Origin of the sequence: Spirosoma sp. 48-14 (assembly GCF_001898575.1) — a bacterium.
Taxonomy (GTDB): Bacteria; Bacteroidota; Bacteroidia; order Cytophagales; family Spirosomataceae; genus Spirosoma.
Window position 1 is genome coordinate 89,504 of sequence record NZ_MKUD01000022.1, and the last position, 25,502, is coordinate 115,005.

17 protein-coding genes and 1 pseudogene are annotated in these 25,502 nt (G+C 47.7%); 4 read left to right on the forward strand and 14 right to left on the reverse strand.

Annotation, left to right across the window (positions count from 1 at the left end):
- Positions 1 to 10 precede the first annotated feature (10 nt).
- On the reverse strand, positions 11 to 997 hold the full coding sequence (locus BGO59_RS13290) for a patatin-like phospholipase family protein (RefSeq protein ID WP_293684100.1): 987 nt from the start codon (positions 995 to 997) through the stop codon (positions 11 to 13).
- 272 nt (positions 998 to 1,269) lie between these two features.
- On the opposite strand from BGO59_RS13290, the gene BGO59_RS13295 reads away from it, so the two are divergent.
- Complete coding sequence (locus tag BGO59_RS13295; RefSeq protein ID WP_293684101.1) at positions 1,270 to 2,244, forward strand: polyprenyl synthetase family protein; 975 nt, start codon at positions 1,270 to 1,272, stop codon at positions 2,242 to 2,244.
- Positions 2,245 to 2,326: 82 nt separating this feature from the next.
- Here the strand turns inward: BGO59_RS13295 and BGO59_RS13300 are convergent, their stop codons facing one another.
- Entirely contained in the window at positions 2,327 to 3,118 is a 792-nt protein-coding gene (locus tag BGO59_RS13300) for a sterol desaturase family protein (protein ID WP_293684102.1), read from the reverse strand.
- Between the two features lie 217 nt (positions 3,119 to 3,335).
- Here BGO59_RS13300 and pafA point away from each other — a divergent pair, with 217 nt between their 5' ends.
- Complete coding sequence (gene pafA / locus BGO59_RS13305) at positions 3,336 to 5,003, forward strand: alkaline phosphatase PafA (RefSeq protein WP_293684103.1); 1,668 nt, start codon at positions 3,336 to 3,338, stop codon at positions 5,001 to 5,003.
- Between the two features lie 69 nt (positions 5,004 to 5,072).
- Here pafA and BGO59_RS13310 read toward each other — a convergent pair whose 3' ends face one another.
- Positions 5,073 to 5,837 carry a biotin--[acetyl-CoA-carboxylase] ligase gene (locus BGO59_RS13310; RefSeq protein ID WP_293684104.1) on the reverse strand — a complete coding sequence of 255 codons (765 nt, stop codon included), beginning with the start codon at positions 5,835 to 5,837 and terminating at the stop codon, positions 5,073 to 5,075.
- Positions 5,838 to 5,940: 103 nt separating this feature from the next.
- Between BGO59_RS13310 and rsfS the strand changes: the two genes are divergently transcribed.
- Positions 5,941 to 6,336: a ribosome silencing factor gene (gene rsfS, locus BGO59_RS13315; protein ID WP_293684105.1), complete on the forward strand. Its 396-nt coding sequence runs from the start codon at positions 5,941 to 5,943 to the stop codon at positions 6,334 to 6,336.
- A 146-nt stretch (positions 6,337 to 6,482) separates the two neighbouring features.
- On the forward strand, positions 6,483 to 8,513 hold the full coding sequence (gene ftsH / locus BGO59_RS13320) for an ATP-dependent zinc metalloprotease FtsH (protein WP_293684106.1): 2,031 nt from the start codon (positions 6,483 to 6,485) through the stop codon (positions 8,511 to 8,513).
- An 86-nt stretch (positions 8,514 to 8,599) separates the two neighbouring features.
- Here the strand turns inward: ftsH and BGO59_RS13325 are convergent, their stop codons facing one another.
- The 11 genes and pseudogenes from BGO59_RS13325 to BGO59_RS13375 form a co-directional block, all read right to left on the reverse strand.
- Positions 8,600 to 9,091 carry a metallophosphoesterase family protein gene (locus BGO59_RS13325; protein WP_293684107.1) on the reverse strand — a complete coding sequence of 164 codons (492 nt, stop codon included), beginning with the start codon at positions 9,089 to 9,091 and terminating at the stop codon, positions 8,600 to 8,602.
- Positions 9,092 to 9,178: 87 nt separating this feature from the next.
- Positions 9,179 to 10,870, reverse strand: a complete 1,692-nt coding sequence (locus tag BGO59_RS13330) for a fatty acid--CoA ligase (RefSeq protein WP_293684108.1) — start codon at positions 10,868 to 10,870, stop codon at positions 9,179 to 9,181.
- Positions 10,871 to 11,044: 174 nt separating this feature from the next.
- Complete coding sequence (locus BGO59_RS13335; RefSeq protein WP_293684109.1) at positions 11,045 to 12,286, reverse strand: nucleoside transporter C-terminal domain-containing protein; 1,242 nt, start codon at positions 12,284 to 12,286, stop codon at positions 11,045 to 11,047.
- A gap of 137 nt (positions 12,287 to 12,423) precedes the next feature.
- Positions 12,424 to 14,757 carry a polyphosphate kinase 1 gene (ppk1, locus tag BGO59_RS13340; RefSeq protein ID WP_293684110.1) on the reverse strand — a complete coding sequence of 778 codons (2,334 nt, stop codon included), beginning with the start codon at positions 14,755 to 14,757 and terminating at the stop codon, positions 12,424 to 12,426.
- Positions 14,758 to 14,921: 164 nt separating this feature from the next.
- Positions 14,922 to 16,925, reverse strand: coding sequence for a DNA topoisomerase (ATP-hydrolyzing) subunit B (gene gyrB, locus BGO59_RS13345; protein ID WP_293684111.1), 2,004 nt, complete (start codon positions 16,923 to 16,925; stop codon positions 14,922 to 14,924).
- A gap of 370 nt (positions 16,926 to 17,295) precedes the next feature.
- The gene (locus BGO59_RS13350; RefSeq protein ID WP_293684285.1) at positions 17,296 to 17,700 is read right to left on the reverse strand and encodes a hypothetical protein; all 405 of its coding nucleotides are present in this window, start codon (positions 17,698 to 17,700) and stop codon (positions 17,296 to 17,298) included.
- Positions 17,701 to 17,809: 109 nt separating this feature from the next.
- A complete protein-coding gene (locus BGO59_RS13355; protein WP_293684112.1) occupies positions 17,810 to 19,021 on the reverse strand; it encodes an alanine dehydrogenase in 1,212 nt (403 codons plus the stop codon).
- Positions 19,022 to 19,128: 107 nt separating this feature from the next.
- Entirely contained in the window at positions 19,129 to 19,551 is a 423-nt protein-coding gene (gene tsaE / locus BGO59_RS13360; protein WP_293684113.1) for a tRNA (adenosine(37)-N6)-threonylcarbamoyltransferase complex ATPase subunit type 1 TsaE, read from the reverse strand.
- 183 nt (positions 19,552 to 19,734) lie between these two features.
- Complete coding sequence (locus BGO59_RS13365; RefSeq protein WP_293684114.1) at positions 19,735 to 21,462, reverse strand: RagB/SusD family nutrient uptake outer membrane protein; 1,728 nt, start codon at positions 21,460 to 21,462, stop codon at positions 19,735 to 19,737.
- Positions 21,463 to 21,534: 72 nt separating this feature from the next.
- Entirely contained in the window at positions 21,535 to 24,795 is a 3,261-nt protein-coding gene (locus BGO59_RS13370) for a TonB-dependent receptor (protein ID WP_293684115.1), read from the reverse strand.
- A 200-nt stretch (positions 24,796 to 24,995) separates the two neighbouring features.
- Positions 24,996 to 25,502, reverse strand: a pseudogene (locus BGO59_RS13375) (phospho-sugar mutase); the annotation flags it as partial.

Genomic DNA, 25,502 nt, shown 5'->3' on the forward strand with positions numbered 1-25,502 from the left:
ATCGCGTGCTTTACCGTACTTCTTTGTCGACCGTACTTTTTTTCAGAAGTTCAACACCAGCCTGATAGCCCTGTATAATCATCTTACTAATGTCTTCAGAAGTAAATTTCATCAGGTTCAGGGAAAGTGGTTCGGTGGGCCGAATAACCGTCAGGTTCAGCGTTCGGCCATGTAGTCGTTCGCGCTCTGCAAACCGTTCTGCCCAGGCAATGTCATTGTTAACCAACTGGTTGACCGTAATGTCTTTCACTCGGTCCATCAGATTCAGCAGGTTGCGGTAGTTAAATTTCTCGTTATATATTTTTCGGGCATGGCAGGCTACACAGGCAATGTCTGTAGCGCCGTCTTCGATGGCTACCCGCAAAGGGGCTACTTCACGCAGACCACCGTCTAAAAAGGCCCGTCGATGATCGCCACCAATCTGAACGGCCGGCATCAGAAATGGTAACGAACTACTGGCATATACGTAATCCAGAAAATGGGGATCGCTGGCATCTGCATAATACATATCACCCTGAATGATATCGACGGCACCAACTTTTATCTTCACCGGGCCTTTGCGTATCGTCTCCATGTCGACATGTTTACTGATCAGGTTCTGAATGGGCGAATTGTCCAGTAACCCATCGAAACGGCTCATAATCGTATTATAACCCATTCTGAATCGCGATCGAATCACGGCCACATCGTCGGGTTTTGTGATGTTGCGTATCCAGAATTCAATGAGGTGTTTCCCTACTTTTACCCAGTCTGTCTGCCCGGTTTCACTATACTGGCGGGCGGCTTCATTGGCAATAAAGGTTGCATTAAGGCTTCCTACTGAAATGCCATAGAGTTGATCGGGGACAAAACCCGATTCAAAAAGCGCCATGACTGCACCAACCTGAAAGGCTCCTTTGAGTGATCCTCCGCCCAGTACAAGGGCACGCATGGGGGATTGAGATGCAGGCAGAATGGCCTCTGCTTTTGGAACGGGAGGAGTAGGATTATCAATCATGAAACAGAAGCGACTGGATGTAAAGGTCGGTAAGTTGACGCTTTTCAAATAATTATCAAAACGAATTGCCGTATCGATAGTTGTGAGAATGGACGTGTTTTTCAAAATGCCTTTTCGGCATCTGCGCTTTCCTTACTAATATTGCCAGAAATTTAGTCGATAGCCGATACGCGTTAGCTGTCAGTCAATGATAAAGAGAGTAGGTTTAATAGCCGGTATCTCACTGTTGACTGGTTACTCGCAACAATCGACTGTCAACTATCGACTCCAATATGTCTCTTACCGTCGCTGATATACAAGCTCCGATTGCTGCCGAAATGGAATTGTTCGAGCAGAAATTCAGGAAGCAAATGAAAAGCGATGTGATGCTTCTGGACCAAATCACGAAATACATTGTCAAGCGGAAAGGCAAACAGTTACGCCCGATGTTCGTATTTCTGATGGCGGGTGTTTGCGGCCAAATTACCGAATCGACCTACCGGGGGGCGTCACTTATCGAACTTTGCCATACCGCGTCGCTGGTTCACGATGACGTGGTCGACGAATCGAATTATCGACGTGGCTTTTTTTCAATCAATGCCCTCTGGAAAAATAAAGTAGCCGTTCTGGTCGGTGATTATTTGTTGACCCGTGGGCTATTCCTGGCTATCGACAATAATGACCACGATTTACTGCGGATTGTAACCATGGCCGTTCGGGAGCTAAGCGAGGGCGAACTGCTTCAGATTGAAAAAGCGCGTCGGCTGGATATTACCGAGGATGTTTACTACGAAATTATCCGTCAAAAAACAGCGTCGTTGATTGCGGCCTGTTGTGCAGTAGGTGCCTGTTCAGCGGGTTCTGATCCTGCTGCCGTTGAGCAGGCACGCGTGTTCGGGGAAAAAGTGGGTATTGCTTTTCAGATTAAAGATGATCTGTTCGATTACGGAACTGCCGAAGTTGGTAAACCCCTGGGTATCGATATTAAGGAAAAAAAGATGACCCTGCCCCTGATCTATGCGCTCAATAAGGCTAAGTTTCTGGAAAAACGGCGGATTATCAATATCATCAAGAATGAAAGCGATAACCCGAAAAAGGTGGCTGAAGTGATTGCTTTTGTGAAAAATTCAGGTGGTATCGAATATGCTACCCAGGCAATGAATCGATACGTTACAGAGGCTCAGAATCTATTAAATGCTTATCCTGATTCTGCTTATCGGAAATCCTTACACCAACTAGTGCAGTATACAATTGAGCGAAGTAAGTAAGGTTTAGTACTGGTAGCGAGAAGTGAGGAGCGGGAATGGCTGGCGCATCAAGGAAAGTATATGCGCCAGCCATTCCCGCTCCTCACTTCTCGCTCCTAATACTGTTACTTGTTTTTTCTCCAAATGTTCGGTGGAAATCCGGGCTTTCTGTTTTCATCCACTTATCCCAGAATGTAAAATAGAGGCCGTAGTTGAACCGAAACTGCGTATGGTGGAGGCTATGGTGCGTCGCGCCAATAAGCCAGCGGCCCAGCCAGTGATGGTCGAAGTTTTTCGGGTAGATTTCCGTGTTCAAATGATTAACCGCACTCGAAAAGGTCATGATAATCAGAATCAGACCAACGGCAGTAAAATGTAGTGGAAGTACGAACGTTAAGGCTGGAATAATAATCGCCTGTAATGTACTCTCAAGCGGGTGGAACGAAAAAGCTGTCCAGGGTGATGTTGTCAGACTATCATGATGGGTTTTATGAACCAGGCGGTATATACCGGGCTTGTGCATCCAGCGATGAAGCCAATAATAGTATGTTTCGTGGATGAATAGGACCAGCAGAATGCTCACCGGATACCAAAGTAAAGGGTAGGCATATAGATCCGTATAAATTTGGGTAAATCCATCCTGATAAGCCAGAATAACGCCAAGAGCAATTAGGGTGAAAATTAAGGATGTAATGGCAGACCATCCAATTTCGCGCCAGTCCTGGCCTGCTTTACGAGGCCGTAACTGGACCTCACGGTGAGCAAACTGATCTTTCATCGAAACTTTGAATATCCACCAGAATGCGATTGAAAAGAGCACATAGCGCCCAAATATTGCGATGAAAAACAGGGTTGCTGTTAGCCAGAAGGTAGTTGGTCCAGTAATGTGAATCATAGAGATGAATCCAGTTCCAGTAGTTGAACAAGATTAGGCTGATTTTCATTGAATAGCACCTCTAAAAAATATAGTCGGTAAAACGTAGCACGAAAGACAACGGCCAGTTTCTGACGAAATGCCATTAACAATGACTTCATGTTGGGCAATCAATAACCCTCTGCTTTTGTTTTGTACATTTGCAGCAAGTTACCTTAACGACCAACGAAACGGCTTTATGCGCCTGATTACTTCTGCTTTTCTAATCCCTTTAGCAGTACTCTCTGCTTTCGCTCAATCCAAACAACCTTCAACTGCAACGGCCAAACCAACGGCTGGACAAGCGTTGGCCCGACCAAAACTGGTGGTAGGCATTGTGGTTGACCAGATGCGTTATGATTATTTGTATCGATACTACAACAAATTTGGCACGGGTGGGTTCCGACGCATGATGGATGGTGGCTTCAACGCCCGCAATAATCACTACCATTACGCAGCTACGTATACCGGTCCGGGTCATGCTGCTATTTATACCGGTTCGGCTCCGGCCCTGAACGGTATTGTCGGTAATGATTTTTACGAACGGAATATTGGACGACTACTCTATTGTGCCGAAGATACAACCGTCAGTACCGTGGGGAATACCGGAACCGCCGGAAAAATGTCGCCCCGGAACTTGCTGGTAACTACTATCGGTGATCAGCTTAAACTGGCTACCGATGGTCGGTCAAAAGTGATCGGTATTGCGCTGAAAGATCGGGGGGCTATTTTGCCAGCAGGGCATTCAGCCAATGCCGCCTACTGGTACGATTCGAAAGACGGTAATTTCATCAGCAGCACGTTCTACCAGAATGAATTACCGAAATGGGTGCAGGAGTTCAATGCGCGTAAGCTGGGTGATCAGTTCCTGACTCAAAAATGGGAAACTACGCTTCCTCTGAACCAGTACACAGAAAGTACGTCCGATGATAAGCCGTATGAAAGCACGATGCCGGGTGAAGCCAAATCTGTTTTTCCCCACGAGTTTGCCGTTCAAACGGGCAGCAGTAAATATGAAGTACTGCGTACCAGCCCTTATGGTGATCAGATCACGAAAGAATTCGCGCTAGCAGCGCTCAAAGGTGAGCAGTTAGGCCAGCATGACGTGACCGATATGCTTTGCCTTAGCTTTTCCTCGCCCGATTACATTGGCCATGCCTTTGGCACCCATGCCATTGAAACGGAAGATAATTACATTCGGCTCGATCGGCAGTTGGCCGATATTTTTTCGCAACTGGATGCAACAGTCGGGCAAGGGCAATGGGTCGCCTTCCTATCGGCCGATCATGGGGTAGTCGATGCGCCGGGATTTCTGCAGGAGTACCGTATTCCGTCAGGTACCAAAAGCTATGGCGAGATTGGGGAAACGGTAAAAGCCACTCTTGAAAAAGCGTATGGCCCAGGGCAATGGATGCTGGCCTATATCAATCAGCAGATTTACCTGAATCATGCTTTGCTGGTAGAAAAGAAAGTTCCTATTCAGCAGGTTTATGAACTTTTGCAGGCAACCTTGTTGAAGCAGAAAGCTGTTGTCAATGTTGTTAACCTGCATAACCTTGGGGCCGAAGCGCTGCCATCTTTGCAGGAGAATCTGTTTCGTAACGTTTACCACCCAAACCGCAGTGGCGATTTTTATGTGATGCAGGCACCAGGCTGGCTCGAAGGCCGGTCTAAAGGGACTACCCATGGCACTACCTACGCCTACGACACCCACGTTCCTTTTTTACTGTATGGCTGGGGGGTAAAACCTGGTCAAACGCTCCGTCGTACGCATATTCATGACATAGCACCAACCATCACGGCCCTTCTTAAACTGCTCGAACCAAACGGATGCATCGGGAATCCAGTGGAAGAAGCGATAAAGTGATGTATGATCTAGGATGTATGACTAGAGTTAATTACATCATACATCCTAGATCATACATCACTTTATCGCTTATATCACAAAACTTACTTCCTTGAACCCGAAATACCTTACTTGTCCATCTATAGCTATGGCCAGACGGCCAGTGGTGTCAACGCCAACGATCGTCCCAAGAAATAGTTGGCCTTCGCTTTCAAAGGAGTATTCTTCCTGATACCGGTAGAGGATTTGTAAGTAATTGATCTTTAATACATCACGCTGGCCTGAACGCAGTTGTATGTAGCGTTGTTCCAGCGTTTCGCAAAGTCGGCTAAGTAGACCCGGCAGATCATACGCATTGGGTAATGGAGACTGCAATTGGAGGGATGTGGCAGTGGTATAACCAAACCGAGTTTGGTTAATATTGAGCCCCATCCCGACAATCGACCACGCAAGGTTGTAGCCGTGTAAAATATTTTCAATCAGTATACCACCCAACTTCTGATTGCCTACGTATATATCGTTAGGCCATTTGATTCGCAGGGCGTCGCCAAGCAGCGGTTGCAGCGTGTCATAAATGCCGAGCGAAAGGGCGATATTTAACCAGAACTGTTCGCTGGCTAATAAAAAATTGGGCCGTAGGATAGCCGAAACGGTTAGATTTTGTCCTGACTTGGCTTCCCATTGATTACCACGCTGTCCGCGCCCGGCAGTCTGATTATCAGTTATGACGAGAGTCCCTTCTGCGGGGTCGGAATGGGCAATCAAAGCAGACGCTTCGTCGTTGGTAGACTGACAGCTTGGCAGATATTGGATTATTTGTCCAAGAAAAAGCGTTTTGGGATAGATTTTGTACAAAATATTGTATAGTTTAGTAGTTAAGCTAATGAATGGTGCTTCGGGCAGATTGCCTTTTAAATAAAGTACCCGCTGATTAGTGTGGCAATGTTAAACCGAAAGCATGAGAATAAACAACAATAAAGAGTTTACCGCTGAGCAAATTCGTGACTTCGTTGTTCGGGGGATGCAGGAAAAGAAAGCGCAGGACATCGTTGTTATGGACCTTCGTAACGTTAAAAATGCTATCTGTGATTACTTTGTAATTTGTTCGGGTAATTCTGATACGCAGATTGATGCTATCTCAACGTCAATAGAAGAGGAAGTGTACAAAGCCAGCAAACAAGACCCCTGGCATAAAGAGGGGAAAATGAACCGGGAATGGATTTTGCTGGATTACGTCGATGTAGTGGCCCACGTCTTTAAAAAAGACCGTCGTGCTTTTTACGACCTGGAACAGTTATGGGGTGATGCCGAGATTCATTTAGTGGAAGATAACGAACTGACTCCAGCATCATAACCTTAAAAGTCTGTGTCAAATAAGGATTCCTGATTTTAGGCCGTTTATCGTTTTGTTTAACCGTCTGTCCCAACCGAAATACTAAAGAAACATTCACTTGTAAAACGGTGTTACTTTTTGAAATCCGTTTTGTATAACCTGAAAAAATGGCAGAAAACAATAATAGAAATCCGTTAGTACCCCGTGGTGGGCCACGTAAGCCCAATTTTCAGGGTTGGATTGTTGCTTTGCTAATTGCCGCCATCCTTGGCATTACGTTCTTTAACAAAAGCTCATCAACGCAGGAAACGACACAGAAGCGGTTTGAGCGGATGGTGAAGGAGCACGAAGTGGCTGAGGTTGTTGTGGTTAATGACAAAATTGCGGAGGTAACCCTTACCCCGCAGGCAGCGCAAAGCCCCAAATACCGAAACCTGTTTGCGGACAAACCTTATTTTGGGTCGAACAGAGGTCCTCATTTTCAATTTCAGATCGCATCCGGCGAAACCTTTAAGAAGGATCTGGATGCTATGCAGCAGGGCGTCCCTGATAATGAAAAGGTAGACTACCGCTTCGAACAGCGCAGTGACTTTGGAAGTATCATCAGTACCTGGGGCTTCCTGATTGTGATGATCCTGGCGATGTACTTCCTGCTCGGACGTATGTCGGGCGCCGGTGGCCCTGGCGGGCAGATTTTCAACATTGGTAAGTCGAAAGCCGCTTTGTTCGATGCCGATAACAAGGTCAAAATTACCTTCAATGATGTAGCTGGTCTGGATGAAGCGAAGGAAGAAATCAAGGAGATCGTTGATTATCTGAAGAATCCGACCAAGTTTACCAAGCTTGGCGCTAAAATTCCTAAAGGAGCGTTGTTGATTGGCCCTCCTGGTACGGGTAAAACCTTGTTGGCAAAAGCTGTAGCTGGTGAAGCAGGCGTTCCCTTCTTCTCACTGTCGGGTTCCGATTTCGTTGAAATGTTTGTAGGGGTAGGTGCCGCTCGTGTACGTGACTTGTTCAAACAGGCGAAAGAAAAAGCTCCCTGTATTATTTTCATTGACGAAATCGATGCGGTGGGCCGTTCACGTGGACGGGGATCAATGCCAGGTGCCAACGACGAACGTGAGAACACACTTAACTCGTTGCTGGTGGAAATGGATGGTTTTGCCACCGACTCAGGTATCATTATTCTGGCAGCTACCAACCGTCCTGATGTTTTGGATTCAGCTTTGCAGCGTCCCGGTCGTTTCGACCGTCAGATTAGCATCGATAAGCCAGATATCATCGGACGTGAAGCAATTTTTCGGGTGCACCTGAAGCCAATCAAACTGGCTGCTGATGTTGATCCGAAAGAACTGGCCGCTCAAACGCCAGGGTTTGCCGGTGCTGAAATTGCCAACGTTTGTAACGAAGCCGCTCTGATTGCTGCTCGTAGCGATAAGGAAGCTGTCGATATGAAAGACTTCCAGGACGCTATGGACCGGGTGATTGGCGGGCTGGAGAAAAAGAATAAAATCATTTCGCCCGAAGAGAAAGAGATTGTTGCTTATCATGAAGCAGGCCACGCTGTGGCAGGCTGGTTCCTCGAACATGCCGATCCGCTCGTAAAAGTGACGATCGTGCCGCGCGGTGTAGCGGCCCTGGGCTATGCGCAGTACCTCCCTCGTGAACAGTATCTGTACCGTACAGAGCAGCTCATGGACGAAATGTGTATGGCGTTGGGTGGTCGTGCCGCCGAAGATCTAATCTTTGGTAAAGTGTCGACAGGGGCTTTAAGCGATCTGGAACGAATTACCAAACTGGCTTACAGTATGGTAACTATGTATGGCATGAACGATAAAATTGGTAATGTGTCGTTCTACGATTCAAAGCAATCTGATTACGCGTTTAATAAGCCATACTCTGAAGAGACCGCCAAACATATCGACGAAGAAGTTCGGAAAATTGTTGATGAGGCTTATACCCGTACCAAAGGTTTGCTGACCGACAAGCGGGAAGCGTTGGAAGTGATTGCCAAAGAGTTGCTTGAAAAAGAAATTCTATATCAAAACGATCTCGTTCGTTTGATTGGCAAGCGACCATTTGAGCGGGAAACGGTTTACCAGGCCTACAAGAACAAGGGCATAGCAGAAGAGGTAAAAGAAGAAATCGGTAAAGAGTCGAAACCAGCTGAGACCGAGCCTGAATCATTGCCCATTTAAAAAATAGTAAAAAGTAACGCGGGTGGAAACCCGCGATTGGTACAAAACATCTCAGGCTGTTTACCAATCGCGGGTTTCCACCCGCGTTACTTTTTACCTAATTCGATTACTTGCATGTCCTGAATCTGCCTGGCATTAAGCGTAAAGCGGACAGCCGTTCGCATGGTATGAAATCCTGTTTTGCCTGCCGCTCCAGGATTGATGTAGAGCAGTTTGTTCATAGTGGGGTCACGAGCTACCTTAAGAATGTGCGAATGGCCACAGACAAAAATATCGGGTGGATTAGCCAGCAATTGCGGACGTACTAGTGGATTGTATTTGGGTGGTGCACCGCCAATGTGCGTTATCCAGATGTTAAGTCCTTCCAGCGTAAATCGTTGATTGGCGGGTAAGTCTACGGATTCCTGGTCGATATTACCCGATACAATACGCAATGGCCGGAAATCGCGAAGCTCTTGAGCCACTGTCAAAATACCTACGTCGCCTGCATGCCAAATTTCATCACAATCGGCAAAATGAGTGAAAATCTGCGGATCAAGGTAGCTGTGTGTATCGGATAAAAGACCAATTCGCGTCATAGCAGTAGCCTGGACGGCCGCGTCCGGGTAAAAGTATTGTGATAAAACCCGGATGCGGCCGTCCGGGCTACTATTGTTAAACTGCTGTCAAGACCCTAAAAGTTGTTCTTTCATCTCGGATCGAATTCGCTTTTTGTCAATTTTACCGACACTGGTCTTTGGAATTTCAGGTACAAAAACGATCCGATCAGGTACGTACCATTTGTGCAGTTCACCTCGGTCAACTTTCGTTTGTAGACTTGCCCGTATACTCTCAGTGGAGAGAGTAAAGCCCGGCTTTTGGACGATAAGCGCATAGGGCCGCTCCCCCCAGCGATCATCCGGTAAGCCAACCACGGCTGATTCGGCTACGCCTTCTATCTGCGAGAGTTCATTTTCCATATCCAATGATGAAACCCATTCTCCACCAGTTTTGATAACGTCCTTGGTCCGATCCGCAATCATCACCCAGTTATCGGGCGTGATACTGGCTACATCACCTGTATGAAGCCAGCCACCTCTCCAAAGCTCGGCACCCCGCTCTTGATCGTTGTAGTAACCTTGCGTAGTCCAGGGAGTTCGTACCACAATTTCGCCCAATGAATGACCATCGTGGGGCACAAAGTTCCCTTCATCGTCCATCAGTCGTGCCTCAACAAAAGGAGCAATTCTTCCTGCCCGTACCCGTAAGTCAATCTGTTCATCAAGCGGTAGCGTTCGTTCGGAATCATTGAGGTAAACGACAGTAAGAATAGGAGCTGTTTCAGACATGCCGTACCCCGCCAGAATATTGATGCCCAGTTCCATAGCGGCTTTGGCTAAGCCTTTGGTAAGGGCCGAACCGCCAATTAATACGCTCCAGCGGCTGAGGTTCTCGCGGAATTTCTGGGCCGCTGGACTGCCGACGAGCATAGTCAGAATGGTTGGTACACAGTGAGAGAGGGTTACGCCTTCGGTAACAATCAGTCTGCACAGCATCTCAGGTTCATATTTACCCGGATATACCTGTTTCGCCGACATCAATGTGGCCAGGAACGGAAAACCCCAGGCATGCACATGAAACATCGGCGTTATGGGCATGTATACATCATTTCGAGACTTAAACGGGAGCGCTTCGTAGCCGATCAGGTAGGTCAGCAGTCCCATTGTATGCATAAATAGCTGCCTGTGGGAGAAATAAACGCCTTTTGGATTACCAGTCGTTCCTGTTGTATAGAATGTCGTTGCCCAGGTATTTTCGTCAAAGTCCGGGAAATCGTACTCGGTAGATGCTTCTTTCAACAATGCTTCGTATTCGCCCGCAAACCCTTCGGGTAGTTCGGGAAGCGGTTGCGTTTCGGTAGCGTTGTTATACACTTTATCGCTAAGAACAACGTAGGTATCAACCGTTTGTAGCTGACCTTTGATGGCGTTCAGAATGGGAAGGAAGTCTTCATGAATCAACACCGCTTTATCTTCCGCGTGATTCATGGTATATAGAATCTGCGCAGGCGACAACCGAATATTGACCGTATGCAGAATCGCACCGAGGCTCGTTACGCCAAAGAAACATTCCAGATACCGATGGCTATCCCAGTCCAGTACGGCTACCGTATCGCCTGGTTTTATGCCCAGTTTCGTTAACGCATTCGCCAATTGGCGAACCCGCTGGTTAAACTGAGTATAATTGATTCGAAATAAATCCCGGTAAACGATTTCGCGTTGTGGCTCATACTTGGCCGACTGGGCCAGCAGTGATTTTATTAAAAGAGGTGGTTCATTGGCCTCTGGTGTACGTGGAATTAGTTTTGTGTGAATCATGGGTTGCCTAAGGGTTATGATAGTCTGAAAACGCGTACGTCGAAGGTAGGATTGAACGATGGAAAGAAAAAATAGTAATCCATAAAAAAGCCCTGTATCCTAGTTCAGGACAGGGCTTTTTCAGTTACTATCGTCAGGTATAGATTAACCTGATTTATTCTTGACACGGTCTGATTACAGGAGTAGGCCAGCTAATGTGGCTGACATATAACTGGCCAGCGTACCACAGATCAAGGCTTTGAATCCGATACGGGCCAGATCGCTTCGCCGTTTTGGGGCCAACTCGCCAATACCTCCGACCTGAATGGCAATCGAGCTAAAATTGGCAAATCCACATAGAGCAAAGCTGACGATGGCAATCGTTTTTGGGTCGAGCGTTTGTTTGATTTTTACCATGTCCAGGTAGGCAACAAACTCGTTTACCACCATTTTGGTGCCCATCAGGGCGCCAGCCGTTTGTACATCTTTACCCGGTACGCCCATCGCCCACGCAAAAATAGAGAATACTTTACCCAGCAGGAAATTAAGACTCAGGTAGTCGATGCCTATCAGGTAAAACCCAATCTTGAACAGAATTGTATCGAGCAGGGCGATCAGGGCAATAAAGCCAATCAGCATAGCTACCACATTGAAGCCTACTTTCAAGCCCTCACTGGCACCTGCTGCAATAGCATCCAATAAGTTTGCGTGTATCTTCTTGATCTCTACTTTTACGGTTCCCTGTGTCTCTGAAACCTGTGTTTCAGGCATAACAATCTTACTGATTACCAAGGCTCCCGGTGCCGCCATGATGCTGGCCGCCAGGAGGTAAGGGCCAGGTACGCCTAAGGAAATATAGACCGCCAGTACACCACCCGCAATACAGGCAAAAGACCCGGTCATACTAGCCAGCAGTTCGGAATTCGTCATACCATTCAGATAGGGCTTAATCATGATCTGAGCTTCTACCTGACCAACAAAAGTGCTGGCAACGTTCGATAATGCCTCGGCTCCACTGACTCCCATTAGCCATTTCATAGCTCGGGCCATAATCGCAACTATGCGCTGCATGATGCCCAAGTGATAAAGGATGTTTACCAGTACGGCTACGAAAATGATGGTCGGAATAATGGAGAAGAAGAAGATGAAGTTATTGCCTGGGCCAAACGCTTTAGTCAGGGCAGCGGGGTTCACGAGTGGGGCAAAAACAAACTCGGCTCCTTTGGCTGCCTTCCCTAAAAGGCGTTCTACGAAATGCCCAACGGTCTGGAAAACCTGTTGCCCAACTGGCGTTTTCAAGACAAAAACAGCAAGGCCAAATTGTAAGGCGAGACCTACACCTACGGTTCGGAAATTAATAGCTTTTCGGTTATCAGAAAGTGCATATGCAATGCCCAGGATCAAGACGACGCCAATCAGTCCAGTAAAGCGCTCCATTCAGTAAAATCATAGTTACAGTTAGGTGAGCTAAGATAGGGAAAAAGTAGTTAGGAGCGAGAAGCGAGGAGTGAGAATGCTGACGGCTATTTTTTAATGCGTCAGCATTCTCACTCCTCGCTCCTAACTACTTTCCACTAAATATCTGCTATGGCACGCTCGGCACCTTCCTGATATTCTTCTTCAATTTTAGCTACCTCGGCCGGTTTAATCTCCTCATCAAACAGCCGAATTGCCATGGTTTCTTTTTCGGTTACCTCAAAAAAGCGCTCGTGCATATTGAACGGTTCTTCACCGGCCGGAACTTCGCATTTCTGGAAGTCGCCGTCTTCTTTTAGTTCGTACGCGTTAACATTGTCAAGCAGATTATACTGTAGAATCAGCATGGCTAACTGCTTCACACGGGTATCTGCCAGATAGAATAACGACTCAATTCGTCGATCGAAGCTGCGTACCATAACGTCAGCGCTTCCACCATAGATCTTAGGGTCGCCATTGTTGTGAAAATAATAGACCCGGGTGTGTTCCAGAAAATCACCTACTATGGACCGGACGCGAATGTTATCGCTTAAACCCGGACGTTGTGGGCGCAGGCAGCAGATGCTCCTCACAATCAGGCGAATAGGGACGCCTGCCTGTGAGGCTTTGTAGAGTTCATCAATGACCTGTTTATCTTCCAGCGAATTTACTTTTATGCAAATCCCACTCGCTAGCCCGTGCTGGGCATTGGTGGCTTCCTGGCGAATGAGCCGTACCAACTGATCCCGCATATCGCGGGGAGCGGTGATCAGATACTGGTATTCGTTGGGCAGCGAATGACCTGTAATAACGTTAAAAAACTCAGAGATATCGTGCGTGTAAATTTCGTCGGTGGTCAGCAGCCCAATGTCGGTGTAGAGTTTAGACGTGTCTTCGTTGTAGTTGCCACTTGCCATGTGTGCATAGCGTACCACACGCGTTCCCTCGCTTCGGACTACCAATAACAGCTTGGTATGGGTTTTGTACCGGCTAATGCCATAAATTACAAAACAGCCTGCTTTCTGTAGCCGCTGGGCTTCACGGATGTTATTTTCCTCATCGAAACGAGCTTTCACCTCAAATAGAACCGACACGTGTTTACCATTTTCGGCCGCTTTTAGCAAGGCTTCGGTAATACGCGATCGCTTGGCCAGACGGTAGACTGTAATTTTAATGGCCAGTACGTTTGGGTCTTCGGCAGCCTGTTCAAGCAGTTGCAGCACAGGCTCAAAGTTGTTATATGGGTGATGAAGCAGTAAATCGCGCTGTTTGATCTGCTCAAAAATGTTATCCGTTTTTTCTCGTGTTAACCCCAGTGGAGGCACCGGCGCGTGCGGACGGGGCATGTCATCCTTAAAATCCGGGTGACCAATAATCTGCCAGAAGGCCGAAAAATCGAGCAAGCTTGCCGATTCGAAAATATTCAGATCATCAATTTCCCACCGTTTTTTTAGCAGGTTCAGCATCCAGGTTTCACTTTCCTCAGTAATGCCATCCGCTTCTACTTCGACCCGTGTAACACGGCCAAGGCGTCGGTTTTTGATTTTCTGACGTACTTCATCCAGAAAATCAACTTCGTCATCATCATTTTCATCAAGTGTGAAATCGCCGTTACGCGTGATACGGAACAGATTGACCGATAGAATTTCGATGTTTCGATAGAGCTTCTTTATATTCTGGCGAACGATTTCTTCAATCGGTACGAACAGTGTTATATCCTCACGTTCAAACGACAGGAAGCGGGGTAAGTTGGCAGGAATCTGCACAAATGACAGCCGCTGCCGGTCGTCGTCATCCGCTGGGTGCCCCCCCGATGTAGTATGTTCAGGGCTTTGTGTAACGACGCCAAAAATCAGCACCTTCGCCAGCAGAACCGGGAAGGTGTGGGTATAGTCGTACAGCATGGGGGTCAGGGTAGGGTAGATCGTGCGGTCGAAGTAGCCAGTAGCTTCGGCCTTCTCTTCGGCTTTCAGATCCTCGAAGTTGGCCAGTTGAAGGCCATTTTCAGCGAAGAGTGGCAGCAGTTGTTCGGTAAAAACGGCTTGCTGGTCCTGGCAGAACTGATGGGAAGCTGTGTAGAGCGCTTTTCGGAACGGAACCTCCCGAAGCCCGGAGTAGTCGACCCGTTGTTTGTGATAGTCAAGATAATTGTACAGACTCCCCACCCGAATCATGAAAAATTCATCCAGGTTTGAGGCCGAAATGGCCAGAAACTTCAGGCGTTCCATCAAGGTACGGTTCGTACTTCGAGCCTGATCCAATACGCGCTCGTTGAATTTTATCCAGCTTAGATCCCGACTCAGATAGTCACTCTGGTCGATTACGCTGCTTACTTTTTCACTGACTTTCGCCATTTTATCGGTTGCCTGGGCTGCGGTTTTGGCCTGACGTTGGGTAAATCGTGAGACCAAGTTGCCTAGTATGTTTCTGTTTGGGTTTAATGAATAACGCATACGACTATAAGTTTCAACGGGTGCATGATGAATTACGAGTCGACGGGTTGGCTCTACGCTCAGGTGAACATCGAATTCTATGCCTATAATCTCATAACTAACTTAGTAACGCCGAAATAAAACAAAAAAGCGGGCTTTAAGGCCCGCTCTATGTTATTATTCAGTTAAACATCCACTCGGGCGTATTTGGCATTTCGTTCGATAAAGTCGCGCCGGGGGGCTACCTCATCGCCCATCAGCGTCGAGAACACGTGGTCGGCATCAGCGGCTGATTCAACCGTTACCACTTTCAGGGTACGGGTATCTGGGTTCATTGTGGTACTCCAGAGCTGCTCGGCATTCATTTCGCCAAGACCTTTATACCGCTGAACACCTACATTTTCTTCTTTACCTGCACCAGCTAGTTCTTTTACGGCGGCTTCACGCTGGGCTTCCGTCCAGCAGTACCGTTCTTCTTTCCCTTTTTTAACCAGGTAAAGCGGAGGCTGAGCAATGTATATGTAGCCGTTATCGATAAGGGCCTTCATGTTGCGATAAAACAACGTCAGAATCAGCGTCCGAATGTGGCTACCATCCACGTCGGCATCAGTCATGATGATGATTTTATGATACCGGAGCTTATCCAGGTTCATGATGGTTTCGTCATCCTTTTTCTCAAGCCGAACGCCCAGGGCGGTCCAGATGTTTTTAATCTCTTCGTTCTCGTATACCTTATGTTCGAGCGCCTTTTCGACGTTCAGGATTTTACCACGCAGTGGCAGAATGGCCTGAAATGCCCGGTTACGACCTTGTTTGGCAGTACCGCCCGCCGAGTCACCCTCTACCAGATAAAGCTCACATTTTTCAGGATCTGTATCGGAGCAGTCGGCAAGCTTACCTGGCAGACCCATACCGCCCATAAAGTCTTTACGGTCGGCCATAATACGCTTATACGCCTGTTCGGCGGCCAGACGCGCCTGGGCGGATACGAGCACTTTCTTGACAATGCCAATGGCCGTTTTGGGGTTCTCTTCCAGCCAGGTTTCGAGCAGATCGGCCATTGCCTGGCTAACCGCACTCACTACCTCCTGGTTACCCAGCTTGGTTTTGGTCTGTCCTTCAAACTGAGGGTCCTGCACTTTTACCGAAATAACGGCGGTCAGGCCTTTGCGGAAGTCTTCTCCGCTAAACTGGACCTTCCCTGTATTTTTGGGCAGCTTATCGGCGTTGCGATCAGCGTAGTTTTTCAAAACGCGGGTCAGCGCCGAACGGAATCCCTGAACGTGTGTACCCCCTTCGTGGGTATTAATGTTGTTGACGTACGACTGCACATTCTCACCGGCTTCGTAATTGTAGACCAGCGCTACCTGTACAGGGGTAGAGCCTTTATCGCTCTCCATGTAGATGGGCTTCATGCCGTCGAGCGAAGGACGGGTTTCGTCGAGATACTGAACAAACTCGATCAGGCCACCTTCGGAATAGAAATCATCCTGTCGAATTGGCTCACCTGCTTCATCTAGTTCGCGCAAATCGCTGAGGAAAATATGGATGCCTTTGTTCAAATAGGCCAGCTCGCGCAGACGACCAGCAACTGTATCGTATTTATAAACCGTTTCGGTGAAAATGCTGGCATCGGGTTTGAAGTGCGTCTTGGTGCCCGTATCAGACGCTTCACCAATGATCCGAACATCATATTGAGGAACGCCAATCTTGTATTCCTGTTCGAAGATCTTGCCTTCGCGATGCACTTCGACCCGCACATCGGTTGAGAGCGCATTGACGCAGGATACACCAACGCCGTGCAGACCTCCCGAGACTTTATAGGTGTCTTTGTCGAACTTGCCACCCGCATGCAGAATGGTCATAGCAATTTCGAGGGCCGACTTGCCCATTTTTGTATTGATGCCTGTTGGGATTCCCCGACCATTATCCTGAACGGTAATGGAGTTGTCGGGATTAATCGTTACGCTGATTTTATCGCAATAACCTGCCAGTGCTTCATCGATCGAGTTGTCAACGACCTCCCAGATCAGGTGGTGTAAGCCCCGTATACCAACATCGCCGATGTACATAGATGGGCGTTTGCGAACGGCCTCCAGACCTTCTAAAACAGTGATGTTATCGGCACCATAGTTGCTGTTGGGTGTGGTCGCTGCAGGAGCATCAGCTTCAATCAATTCGTTGGTCATATCAGAATGAAAAAATGTCAGAAATCTGTTGTTTAAGGTTTAGGAATTTCGATGGTTCTGTATAATGTTACAGATTGTAAAAATACAAAATTCTTTCGTCTTTTCCTATCCCTTTTGACAAGATTGGCTTAATATACAAAAAAATATTCTGATTCACAATAAATACCCCTTTTGTAGTTTCTGTGCAGGTTTTTAGGGGATGCACGTTTTTTCTGACGATGATTCGGTGGCTTGATCAAGACTGAAAAAATACGACTTTATACCGCTTTTGGCAGAAGGCATTATTTCTAAAAAAAGTATTATTAGGGTAATGAAAAAAGTGAAGCCAAATCACATTGATTTGGCTTCACTTTTTGTCTGTTTTTTACCGCTAATCCTCTGGGTAGGGGATATAAACGAAGCCTGCAAAGTCTCCATGTACCACGAATAAACAGCAGTACTCGTCAGGCTTTTTGTAGTTCTCTTTCCACAAATCGACAGATTCCCTGCCAATAAGGGCTCGTTGGATAAACTCGTCCAGAAATGAGGCTTTGTAATTCCACTGATTGTCTAATTCATTAGCACCGAACAGTAGTTGACCCATAGGTACTTCCCGTCGGGAAGCGACAAAAATGGGATAGTCGGAAAAGCCACGTTTTCGAATCTGGTAAGAGGCTTCTTTCAACTGATCGGCCACTTTAACAAAATCCGATGAAATTATGCCCATTAACTCCTGATTCACATCGTAGGAGTTAGCATCGTCAAGTAGCGTATTTTCGTTGCTGTGGTTAATCATGTTCTTTAAGGAGTTAGGAATTAGGAGCGAGAAGTGAGCATGCTGGCGCATGTTTTTTGTTGTTGCGCCAGCATGCTCACCTCTCGCTCCTAATTCCTCAATACTGTTTTTAAAACCGTGCTGCCAGCAGGAGGTCCAGATCTTTGAACCGCATGTTGAACTTACGGGCGATATAAGCGTTTGTTAATGTTCCCTTGTGTGTATAAACACCTTTCATAAACCAACGGTTCGCGTACATCATCTGCTCAATACCGCCCGTGGTGCCGGTTTCGAGCAGAAACGGTAAAAATATATTACTGAGAGCCATACTGGCCGTATGCGCTACTCTAGCCGCTATGTTGGGCACGCAGTAATGAATAACCCCCATATGTTTGTAGGTAGGATTTTTATGGGTTGTCATTCGTGAGGTTTCGAAGTTGCCACCCTGATCGATGGATACGTCGATGATGACTGAGCCAGGTTTCATACGGCCTACCATTTCTTCCGTCACCACTACCGGACTTAGTCCATCTTCGGCCCGCATGGCACCAATCACCACATCGGCCCGCTGAACGGCCTCGGCCAGGGTGTCGGAGGCAATGATGGAAGTGTACACGTGCTGTCCAACTGCGTATTTGAGCCGCTGAAGTTTATACAGGTACTTGTCGAAAACCTTTACTTCGGCACCCATTCCCAGCGCCATTCGAATGGCATATTCTGTGACAGTACCTGCCCCCAGCATCACCACTTTTGTTGGCGGAACGCCCGTAATACCGCCGAGGATGATACCCCGGCCGTTGGCCGCATTGCTAAGGTACTCGCCAGCGATGAGCATAACCGTACTGCCCGCAATTTCGCTCATCGACCGAATCACAGGTAGTCCGCCTGACTGATCTTCAATATACTCGTATCCAAAAGCGGTCAGGTTTTTTTCGTTGATTTTCTCGAAATAAGACCGATCATGGGCAGGCAGGTTGAGGGCGGAGATGACCGTACTGCCCGACTGGATAAATTCGAACTCACCGTCGATAAGTGGCTCAACTTTCAGGATCAAATTGGCCGTATAGACTTCTTTGGGCGATTGCGCAATCTGCGCACCGGCTTCGCTGTATTCCGTGTCGGAAAAATTAGCTTTTTCACCAGCGCCCTGCTCCACAATGACGTTATGGCCATGTCGAACCAGAATGGCCACCGCTTCGGGCGTAAGCGCAATACGATTCTCCTGAAGCGATACTTCTTTAGGCAAGCCAATAAGCAGACCATTTCGATTGGTCTTTACGGCTTGCAGTGCTTCTTTCGGATATAGGGCCGTTTGCTTGGCCAATTCCTCAAATCCAGTCACTTGTAAAACGTTTACGGTTTACAGTCTGCGGTTTATAGTGGATTAACGCAACAAAGGTTTTCGCGTTGGGCCACCGTAAGTCGTATACTGTAAACTGAATACCGAAACTAGTCAATCAATGTAGCGTCCACGGTTCGGTGACCGTCTGAATCGACCGATAGATGGACCTGATAATAGGTTGCTGGCCAGAGCGAGCGAATTCGTTCGGGCCATTCAATGAAACAGTAATCACCTGAATCGAAATATTCCTCAATACCAATATCTAATGCTTCAACTTCATTACGGAGTCGATAACAGTCGAAATGATATACGGAATGACCTTCATGCGTAGTGTATTCATTTACGATGGAAAACGTTGGGCTTTGGACTATGCTGATAACGCCCAGCGCTCTACAAAGTTCTTTAATAAGCGTTGTTTTACCAGCACCCATGTCGCCTTCGAATAGCCACACCGACTGCCCGCGTCCCTCAGCCAATAAGTTGTGGGCTATCTGACTGAGTTGATCGAGTTGAGTCGTGTGTAGTTTCATAAACATGTAACAGGAACGGCCCGCAAAGATACAGATTTTTTAGGCTGCATACGTGGTTATTCTCCCTTTGCCTGATCCAGCAACGTTGTAGAAACAAAAGTGGCCAACAGGAAAAATTACCTATTGGCCACTTTATTGGAGAGAAGGATATATAGGTTTACGACTATACGCCTTTACGATTCATTAATAGCCTGGGTTTTGTGTTAATGTTTCCTTTCCATCTTTTTTACTGTTGAAAATTTCCTGGATAGGAATCGGGAAATACTCATGCTTGCCTTTTACGAACGTAACGCCTTTCAGGTAAATCCGTTTCGATGCCTCGGCTGTGTAATAGGCATTGAGTGTCTGGTCAGCTACGCCCCAGCGTACCAGGTCGAACCGACGGTGGCCTTCCATACCAAACTCCAGGCGCTCCTCAAATTGGACAGCTTTGCGAGCCGTAGCCTGATCGGTCCAGGCATTTGTGTATTCTTTAATCAGGTAATTGGCGGCAGCAGTTCCATCCGCATTTTTGACAAACCCATCTGGATTCGCAGCCCTACGGCGAATCTGGTTCACATAGGCGCGGGCTTTATTCAGATCGCCAATTTCCGTTTCGATCTCGGCCAGCCAGAGCAGTACGTGGCTGTAGCGAATCATACGGTAGTTATTGGCATTCAAACGTGGGTTACCAGCGAAGGTATTGGTCCCAACATCCGACTTATACATGACGTGTTTCTTCGGTGAATAAGGGCCACCGTATGACTGATCACGCACATAGGCTTTACCTGGATGAACCCCCCAATCAAGGTAAGGAATACCCCGCCGACCGACTGTGTGATCCAGGCGAGGATCCACTGTGCCGGCATAAGGCGTAAAAGGAGCCGTTGATTCGATGCCCTGGTCATTGGTCAGGTCAGTAGCATTGAATGAGTCGACCAGTGGTAAACCGTTAGCGTCCGTTTTGAAGGAGTTGACTAAATTTTGTGAGGGTTGGAAGAAGCCGCAGCAGGTTGTTACGCCACCACCACCGTAGGGGTAGTTCAGCGTGGAACCGATATTGCCGTTTTCGCCACCCGGAGCCCCATCGTTTACCGAATATTGTACCTCAAAAATCGATTCGGCGTTATTGTTCGTGACTGCTCTGAAGTTATCATGATACTTATCGACCAGCTTGTACTGCCCACTGGCAACAATGGCTTCGAGCAAGGGTTTCGCTTCCGCGTATTTTTTCTGGAACAGGTAAGCTTTGCCTAATTCGGCAGCCGCAGCCCATTTAGTTGGTCGACCTACCGACGTCTGTTTGGTTGGCAAAACATCGTAAGCGGCTTTCAGGTCAGCCACAATGTTCGGCCAGATGTCGACGTTATTCGGAACCTTGGTGCTCTCCAGGTCATTCGGATTGTAGATTTTCTCGTCGATGTAAGGTACCATGTTGAACATCTTTTTGAGTTCAAAATGGAAGTGTCCCCGCAGGAACCGGGCTTCGGCAGTTACCTGTGCTTTTTCCGCATCGGTCATATCCTTTACCGCCGTGAGGGCCTGTAAAACGTCGTTTGCACGGGCGATTCCGTCGTACATACCCCGCCATTTACCCCGGAAGTAGATGTTATCTGACTGGCTATTACCCTGTTCGATCAGCGAGATAGGAGGCTGGTCACCGGCAATGGTTCCTTTGTAGGCATCATCGCTGGCTACACTGCCGTATACCCAGTTGTCGGCCCCTACGTTGTAGGAACGATAAGCGCCTTCGGCAGTAGCCCAGCCATCCAGCAGCGAATAGACGCCAATCAATAGCGCATTGACCCCAACCTTATTTTGCAGCGTCGTAACGGCCAATGCGGCTTTAGGTTGTACGTCCAGAAATTTGTCGGAGCAGGACGTAGCCACTGCCAGACAGAAGATGGTTATGAATAAGGTGATTTTTTTCATGATAATGGTTTTATGTATGATGTAGAAAATAGGGTGTATGAACGCCCTATATCTTACATCCTATATCAGACATCAGAACGACAGATTTAAACCCACAAGAATCGTTTTGGCGACTGGATACGAGCCACCATCGACGCCAATCTGACGGTCGTTACCGGCGGTATAATTACGCAGGTTGATTTCAGGGTCCATACCAGAGTATTTCGTAACCGTAAACAGGTTCTGACCCTGGATATATACCGACGTAGCACCCATCTTCAGTTTGTTTAGCAGCGTTTGCGGCAGTTGGTAGGTTAACTGGATATTTTTCATCCGGAAATATGAGCCGCTTTCCAGGTAATAGGTCGATGGCAGGATACTGATCTGATCACTCGCTCTAAGCTGAGGGAGAATAGCATCGGTTTTGCCTGGCCGCCATGAGTCATAAAGCATTCGGGTACTGCGATTTCCAGCAAACGTTGGGAAATCTGTCCAGTACTTCACGTAGTTGAAAATCTGATTCCCCTGCACGCCCTGGCCAAATAAAGTCAGGCCAAAGTTTTTGTAGTTCAGATTGATGTTCAGGCCATACGTGAATTTAGGGTGGGGGTTGCCAATGATACTCAGATCGCCTGAATTGATGACACCATCACCATTGACATCCCGGAACTTGAAACGACCAGCCACATTTTCAGGATTATTCGCTGTCGTTGCGCCAAATTGAGGGAGGTACGCTTTAGCTTCTTCGTTCGTCTGGAAAATGCCATCAATGGTATAGCCGAAGAACGACGCGATTGGATAGTTCTGCTGGGTCACAACGAAGTTCTGAATCCGTTCGTCGTTGATGCCGAAGTACTGCGTGCTTGGATCGCCGTTGGTTTTGGTGACCGTGTTCCGATAGGTGCTGAAATTCGCTCCGATGTTATACGTTAGGCCACTGCTGCCGATTTTGTCGCCATAGTTGATCATGAGGTCAATACCTCGGTTGCGCATTTCGCCAATGTTCTGGAATGGGTTCGTAGCTACCCCTTGTGTGAGTGGTGCCGATACTGGGAACAGCATATCGCTTGTGGTACGTGTGTACCAGTCGAAATTAACTGTCAGGCGATTCTTTAACAGGCTGGCGTCAAAACCGATGTTCAGGCTGGTTGTGGTTTCCCATTTGGCCTTCGCATTACCGAACTGCGTCAGTTCATATCCCGGTACGGCTGAGGTACGGGTACCGTTGATGTCGTAGAACGATGTAGCTGGGTTGGTGCTGAACTGCGTAAATGAGTTATAGTTACCAATTTCCTGGTTACCCGTCTGGCCCAGACCTGCCCGGAATTTCAGATCATCAACCAACGTAAGAGGTTTAAAGAAATTTTCTTTCGAAACCCGCCAGCCCACACTGGCAGCCGGGAATACCGCCGACCGATATTCGGGAGCAAAACGGGAAGATCGGTCCCGACGGATGGTCAGATCGATCAGATACTTATCGTCGAGCGCGTAGTTGACTTTCGCAAATTCAGAGGCCAGCCGCCAGTTAGAGGCACCCCCGTTGTTGGTCTGAACGCCCGTACCTGCACTCAGATAACGGTTCTCAATGTCATCGACAGCGAAGTTGGTTCGGGTTGCATCAAAGGTTTCGAAGTAGTTTTTGATCGATTCCGTACCTGCAATGACATTGAAACGGTGCCGATCACCCAGCGACAGGTTGTAGGTCAGCGTGTTATACCAGGTCCAGGTCCACTCGTAGTTGTTATTGGTGGTAAGCTGGTTCGATCCACGGGCTTCCGCTGATTCAATGTCTCGGATGATGTAGTTGCGGTAGTTGTACAGGTTATAGTCGATACCGAAACTGGTACGGGCCGTCAGATTCGGCAGAATGTCTACCTCAGCGAATGCGTTGCCGAACAGACGAATTTCTTTCTGAACGTTGTCTTTGTTTCGATACAGGAGAGCAACCGGGTTGTTGGCGTTGTCAAGATCACCACCGCGTGTACCGGCAAAATTTCCGGCTACGTCATATACAGGAATGATGGGCTGAATACGGTAGGCAAATGAAATGGGGTTGCTTTCGGCGTTATTCCCGTTGGCCTGGGCAATACGCTCGCCATAGGCTACCTGAAAGTTCTGCCCCACGCGCACCCGCTTGTTGACGTTGAATTCCGTATTGGCTCGCAACGAATACCGTTTGTAGCCGGTATACTTCATAATCCCATCCTGGTTGAAGTAGTTTAGCGACATGGCATACCGTCCGTTTTCATTACCGCCCGATACACCTAGCTGGTGATTCTGAATAGGAGCAGTCTGAAAAATTTCTTCCAGCCAGTTTGTTCCTACCTTGTTCGCTTTGGTGATCAGCAGGAAGTTAGGCGAGTTAATGTCATTGTTGTAGTTCTTATACGTTCCATCCGGGTTTAAGGCTACGCGTGGGTCGCTAGCCGAAGCACCACTGGGCAGTACAAAATCGGGGATTACGGGCGTTGGGCCATTTCCAAACTGTGAGTGTACCGGATTGCCATTGGCACCCACTACACCCGAATTGATACGGGACTCCCAGGTGAGTTGGGCATACTCCTGTGTATTGAGCATATCCAGGAGTTTGCCATGACGCTGGGAGCCATAATACACGTCGTACGTGAATTTCGGCTTACCAGCTTTCCCTTTCTTGGTCGTGATAATGACCACGCCGTTACCAGCCCGTGAACCATAAATAGAGGCTGCCGAAGCATCTTTCAGAATTTGCATACTCTCAACGTCATTAAGATTCAGCGTGTTGAGGTTACCTTTTGTGGGAACGCCGTCAACTACATAAAGTGGTGAGTTGTCGTTGATGGTACCGAACCCACGAATACGGACCATTACGCCACCACCGGGGGCGTTCTCGTTACCGACCTGAACACCTGCCACGCGGCCTTGTAAAGCCTGGCCTACGTTAGTGGATGGTACGGATAATAGTTGTTTGGTATCGACTGTAGCAACGGCACCGGTAATATCCCGTTTGGCCTGTGCGCCATAGCCCGTTACAACCACTTCACTCAGAGTCTTGATATCGGGAGCCAATGTGATGTCTACAGAAGACCGGGAGCCGATGGTTACATCCTGCGAAACATATCCAATGGCTGAAACGGTAAGCACATTGCGGCCCGAGGCTACATTCAATGAAAACTGTCCATTGGCATCGGTGACCACGCCCGTTTGGGTGCCCTTTACCACAACGTTCGCTCCGGGGACTGCGCTGTTGTCATTTCCGTCGGTAATGCGGCCCGTTATTTTGCGGTCCTGAGCATAAACGCTTATGCAAAGGAGCCAGCTAAATAAAAATAGGACCACCGTACGACATGTTTGCCGTAAATAATTGTTTGTCATAGGGTTGATTGGAATTAGTAAAATGTATAGAAAAATTGGATAGGTAATTATGCCTAAATATAAAGAGTAAGACGTTTTATATTATGTTGCTTTTATGTAAAAAATTAAAAATAAAGCACAAAAAAGCCCGTGCGCTAGCTAACGCACGGGCTTAGTATATGATTACTCCTGTTTTTTAACTAAAACAAAAGCAGGGTTTTCTAGTTTAGCTGCAATTCATCAATCACACGCTGCACTTTTGCTTTTAATTGAGCATAAGTATCATCGAAGGCCTCTTTGCTTTCCAGTGGTTCGCGAACGCTGACGTAAAATTTAATTTTAGGCTCAGTACCCGACGGACGAGCTGATACCTTGGTCCCATCTTCGGTAAAGAATTGTAATACGTTGGACGATTCAATACCCATTTTCCCCGCTTCAATGGCCGTCGTTGCACCAGACTGTGCATCCAATCGTGTTAGTGCTTTATAATCATCGACACGTACGACAGGCGATCCGGCAATCGATTTTGGAGGGTTGGCCCGGAAGTCGGCCATCATTTTCTGAATTTCTTCGGCACCTGATTTACCTTTCTTCGTCAGCGATACCAACGCTTCGTAATAGAAGCCATTTTCCATGTACATGGCCATCAGCATGTCGAACAGGCTCTTGCCCTGATCTTTGGCATAGGCGGTTAGCTCGGCAATGATCGCGCAGGAGGCAATGGCGTC

Bases quoted from the DNA above. Each gene is read 5' to 3' on its own strand.
- BGO59_RS13290 (WP_293684100.1), bottom strand. From the start codon at position 997: ATGATTGATAATCCTACTCCTCCCGTTCCAAAAGCAGAGGCCATTCTG.
- BGO59_RS13295 (WP_293684101.1), top strand. From the start codon at position 1,270: ATGTCTCTTACCGTCGCTGATATACAAGCTCCGATTGCTGCCGAAATG.
- BGO59_RS13300 (WP_293684102.1), bottom strand. From the start codon at position 3,118: ATGATTCACATTACTGGACCAACTACCTTCTGGCTAACAGCAACCCTG.
- pafA (WP_293684103.1), top strand. From the start codon at position 3,336: ATGCGCCTGATTACTTCTGCTTTTCTAATCCCTTTAGCAGTACTCTCT.
- rsfS (WP_293684105.1), top strand. From the start codon at position 5,941: ATGAGAATAAACAACAATAAAGAGTTTACCGCTGAGCAAATTCGTGAC.
- ftsH (WP_293684106.1), top strand. From the start codon at position 6,483: ATGGCAGAAAACAATAATAGAAATCCGTTAGTACCCCGTGGTGGGCCA.
- BGO59_RS13325 (WP_293684107.1), bottom strand. From the start codon at position 9,091: ATGACGCGAATTGGTCTTTTATCCGATACACACAGCTACCTTGATCCG.
- BGO59_RS13330 (WP_293684108.1), bottom strand. From the start codon at position 10,870: ATGATTCACACAAAACTAATTCCACGTACACCAGAGGCCAATGAACCA.
- BGO59_RS13335 (WP_293684109.1), bottom strand. From the start codon at position 12,286: ATGGAGCGCTTTACTGGACTGATTGGCGTCGTCTTGATCCTGGGCATT.
- ppk1 (WP_293684110.1), bottom strand. From the start codon at position 14,757: ATGCGTTATTCATTAAACCCAAACAGAAACATACTAGGCAACTTGGTC.
- gyrB (WP_293684111.1), bottom strand. From the start codon at position 16,925: ATGACCAACGAATTGATTGAAGCTGATGCTCCTGCAGCGACCACACCC.
- BGO59_RS13350 (WP_293684285.1), bottom strand. From the start codon at position 17,700: ATGATTAACCACAGCAACGAAAATACGCTACTTGACGATGCTAACTCC.
- tsaE (WP_293684113.1), bottom strand. From the start codon at position 19,551: ATGAAACTACACACGACTCAACTCGATCAACTCAGTCAGATAGCCCAC.
- BGO59_RS13365 (WP_293684114.1), bottom strand. From the start codon at position 21,462: ATGAAAAAAATCACCTTATTCATAACCATCTTCTGTCTGGCAGTGGCT.
- BGO59_RS13370 (WP_293684115.1), bottom strand. From the start codon at position 24,795: ATGACAAACAATTATTTACGGCAAACATGTCGTACGGTGGTCCTATTT.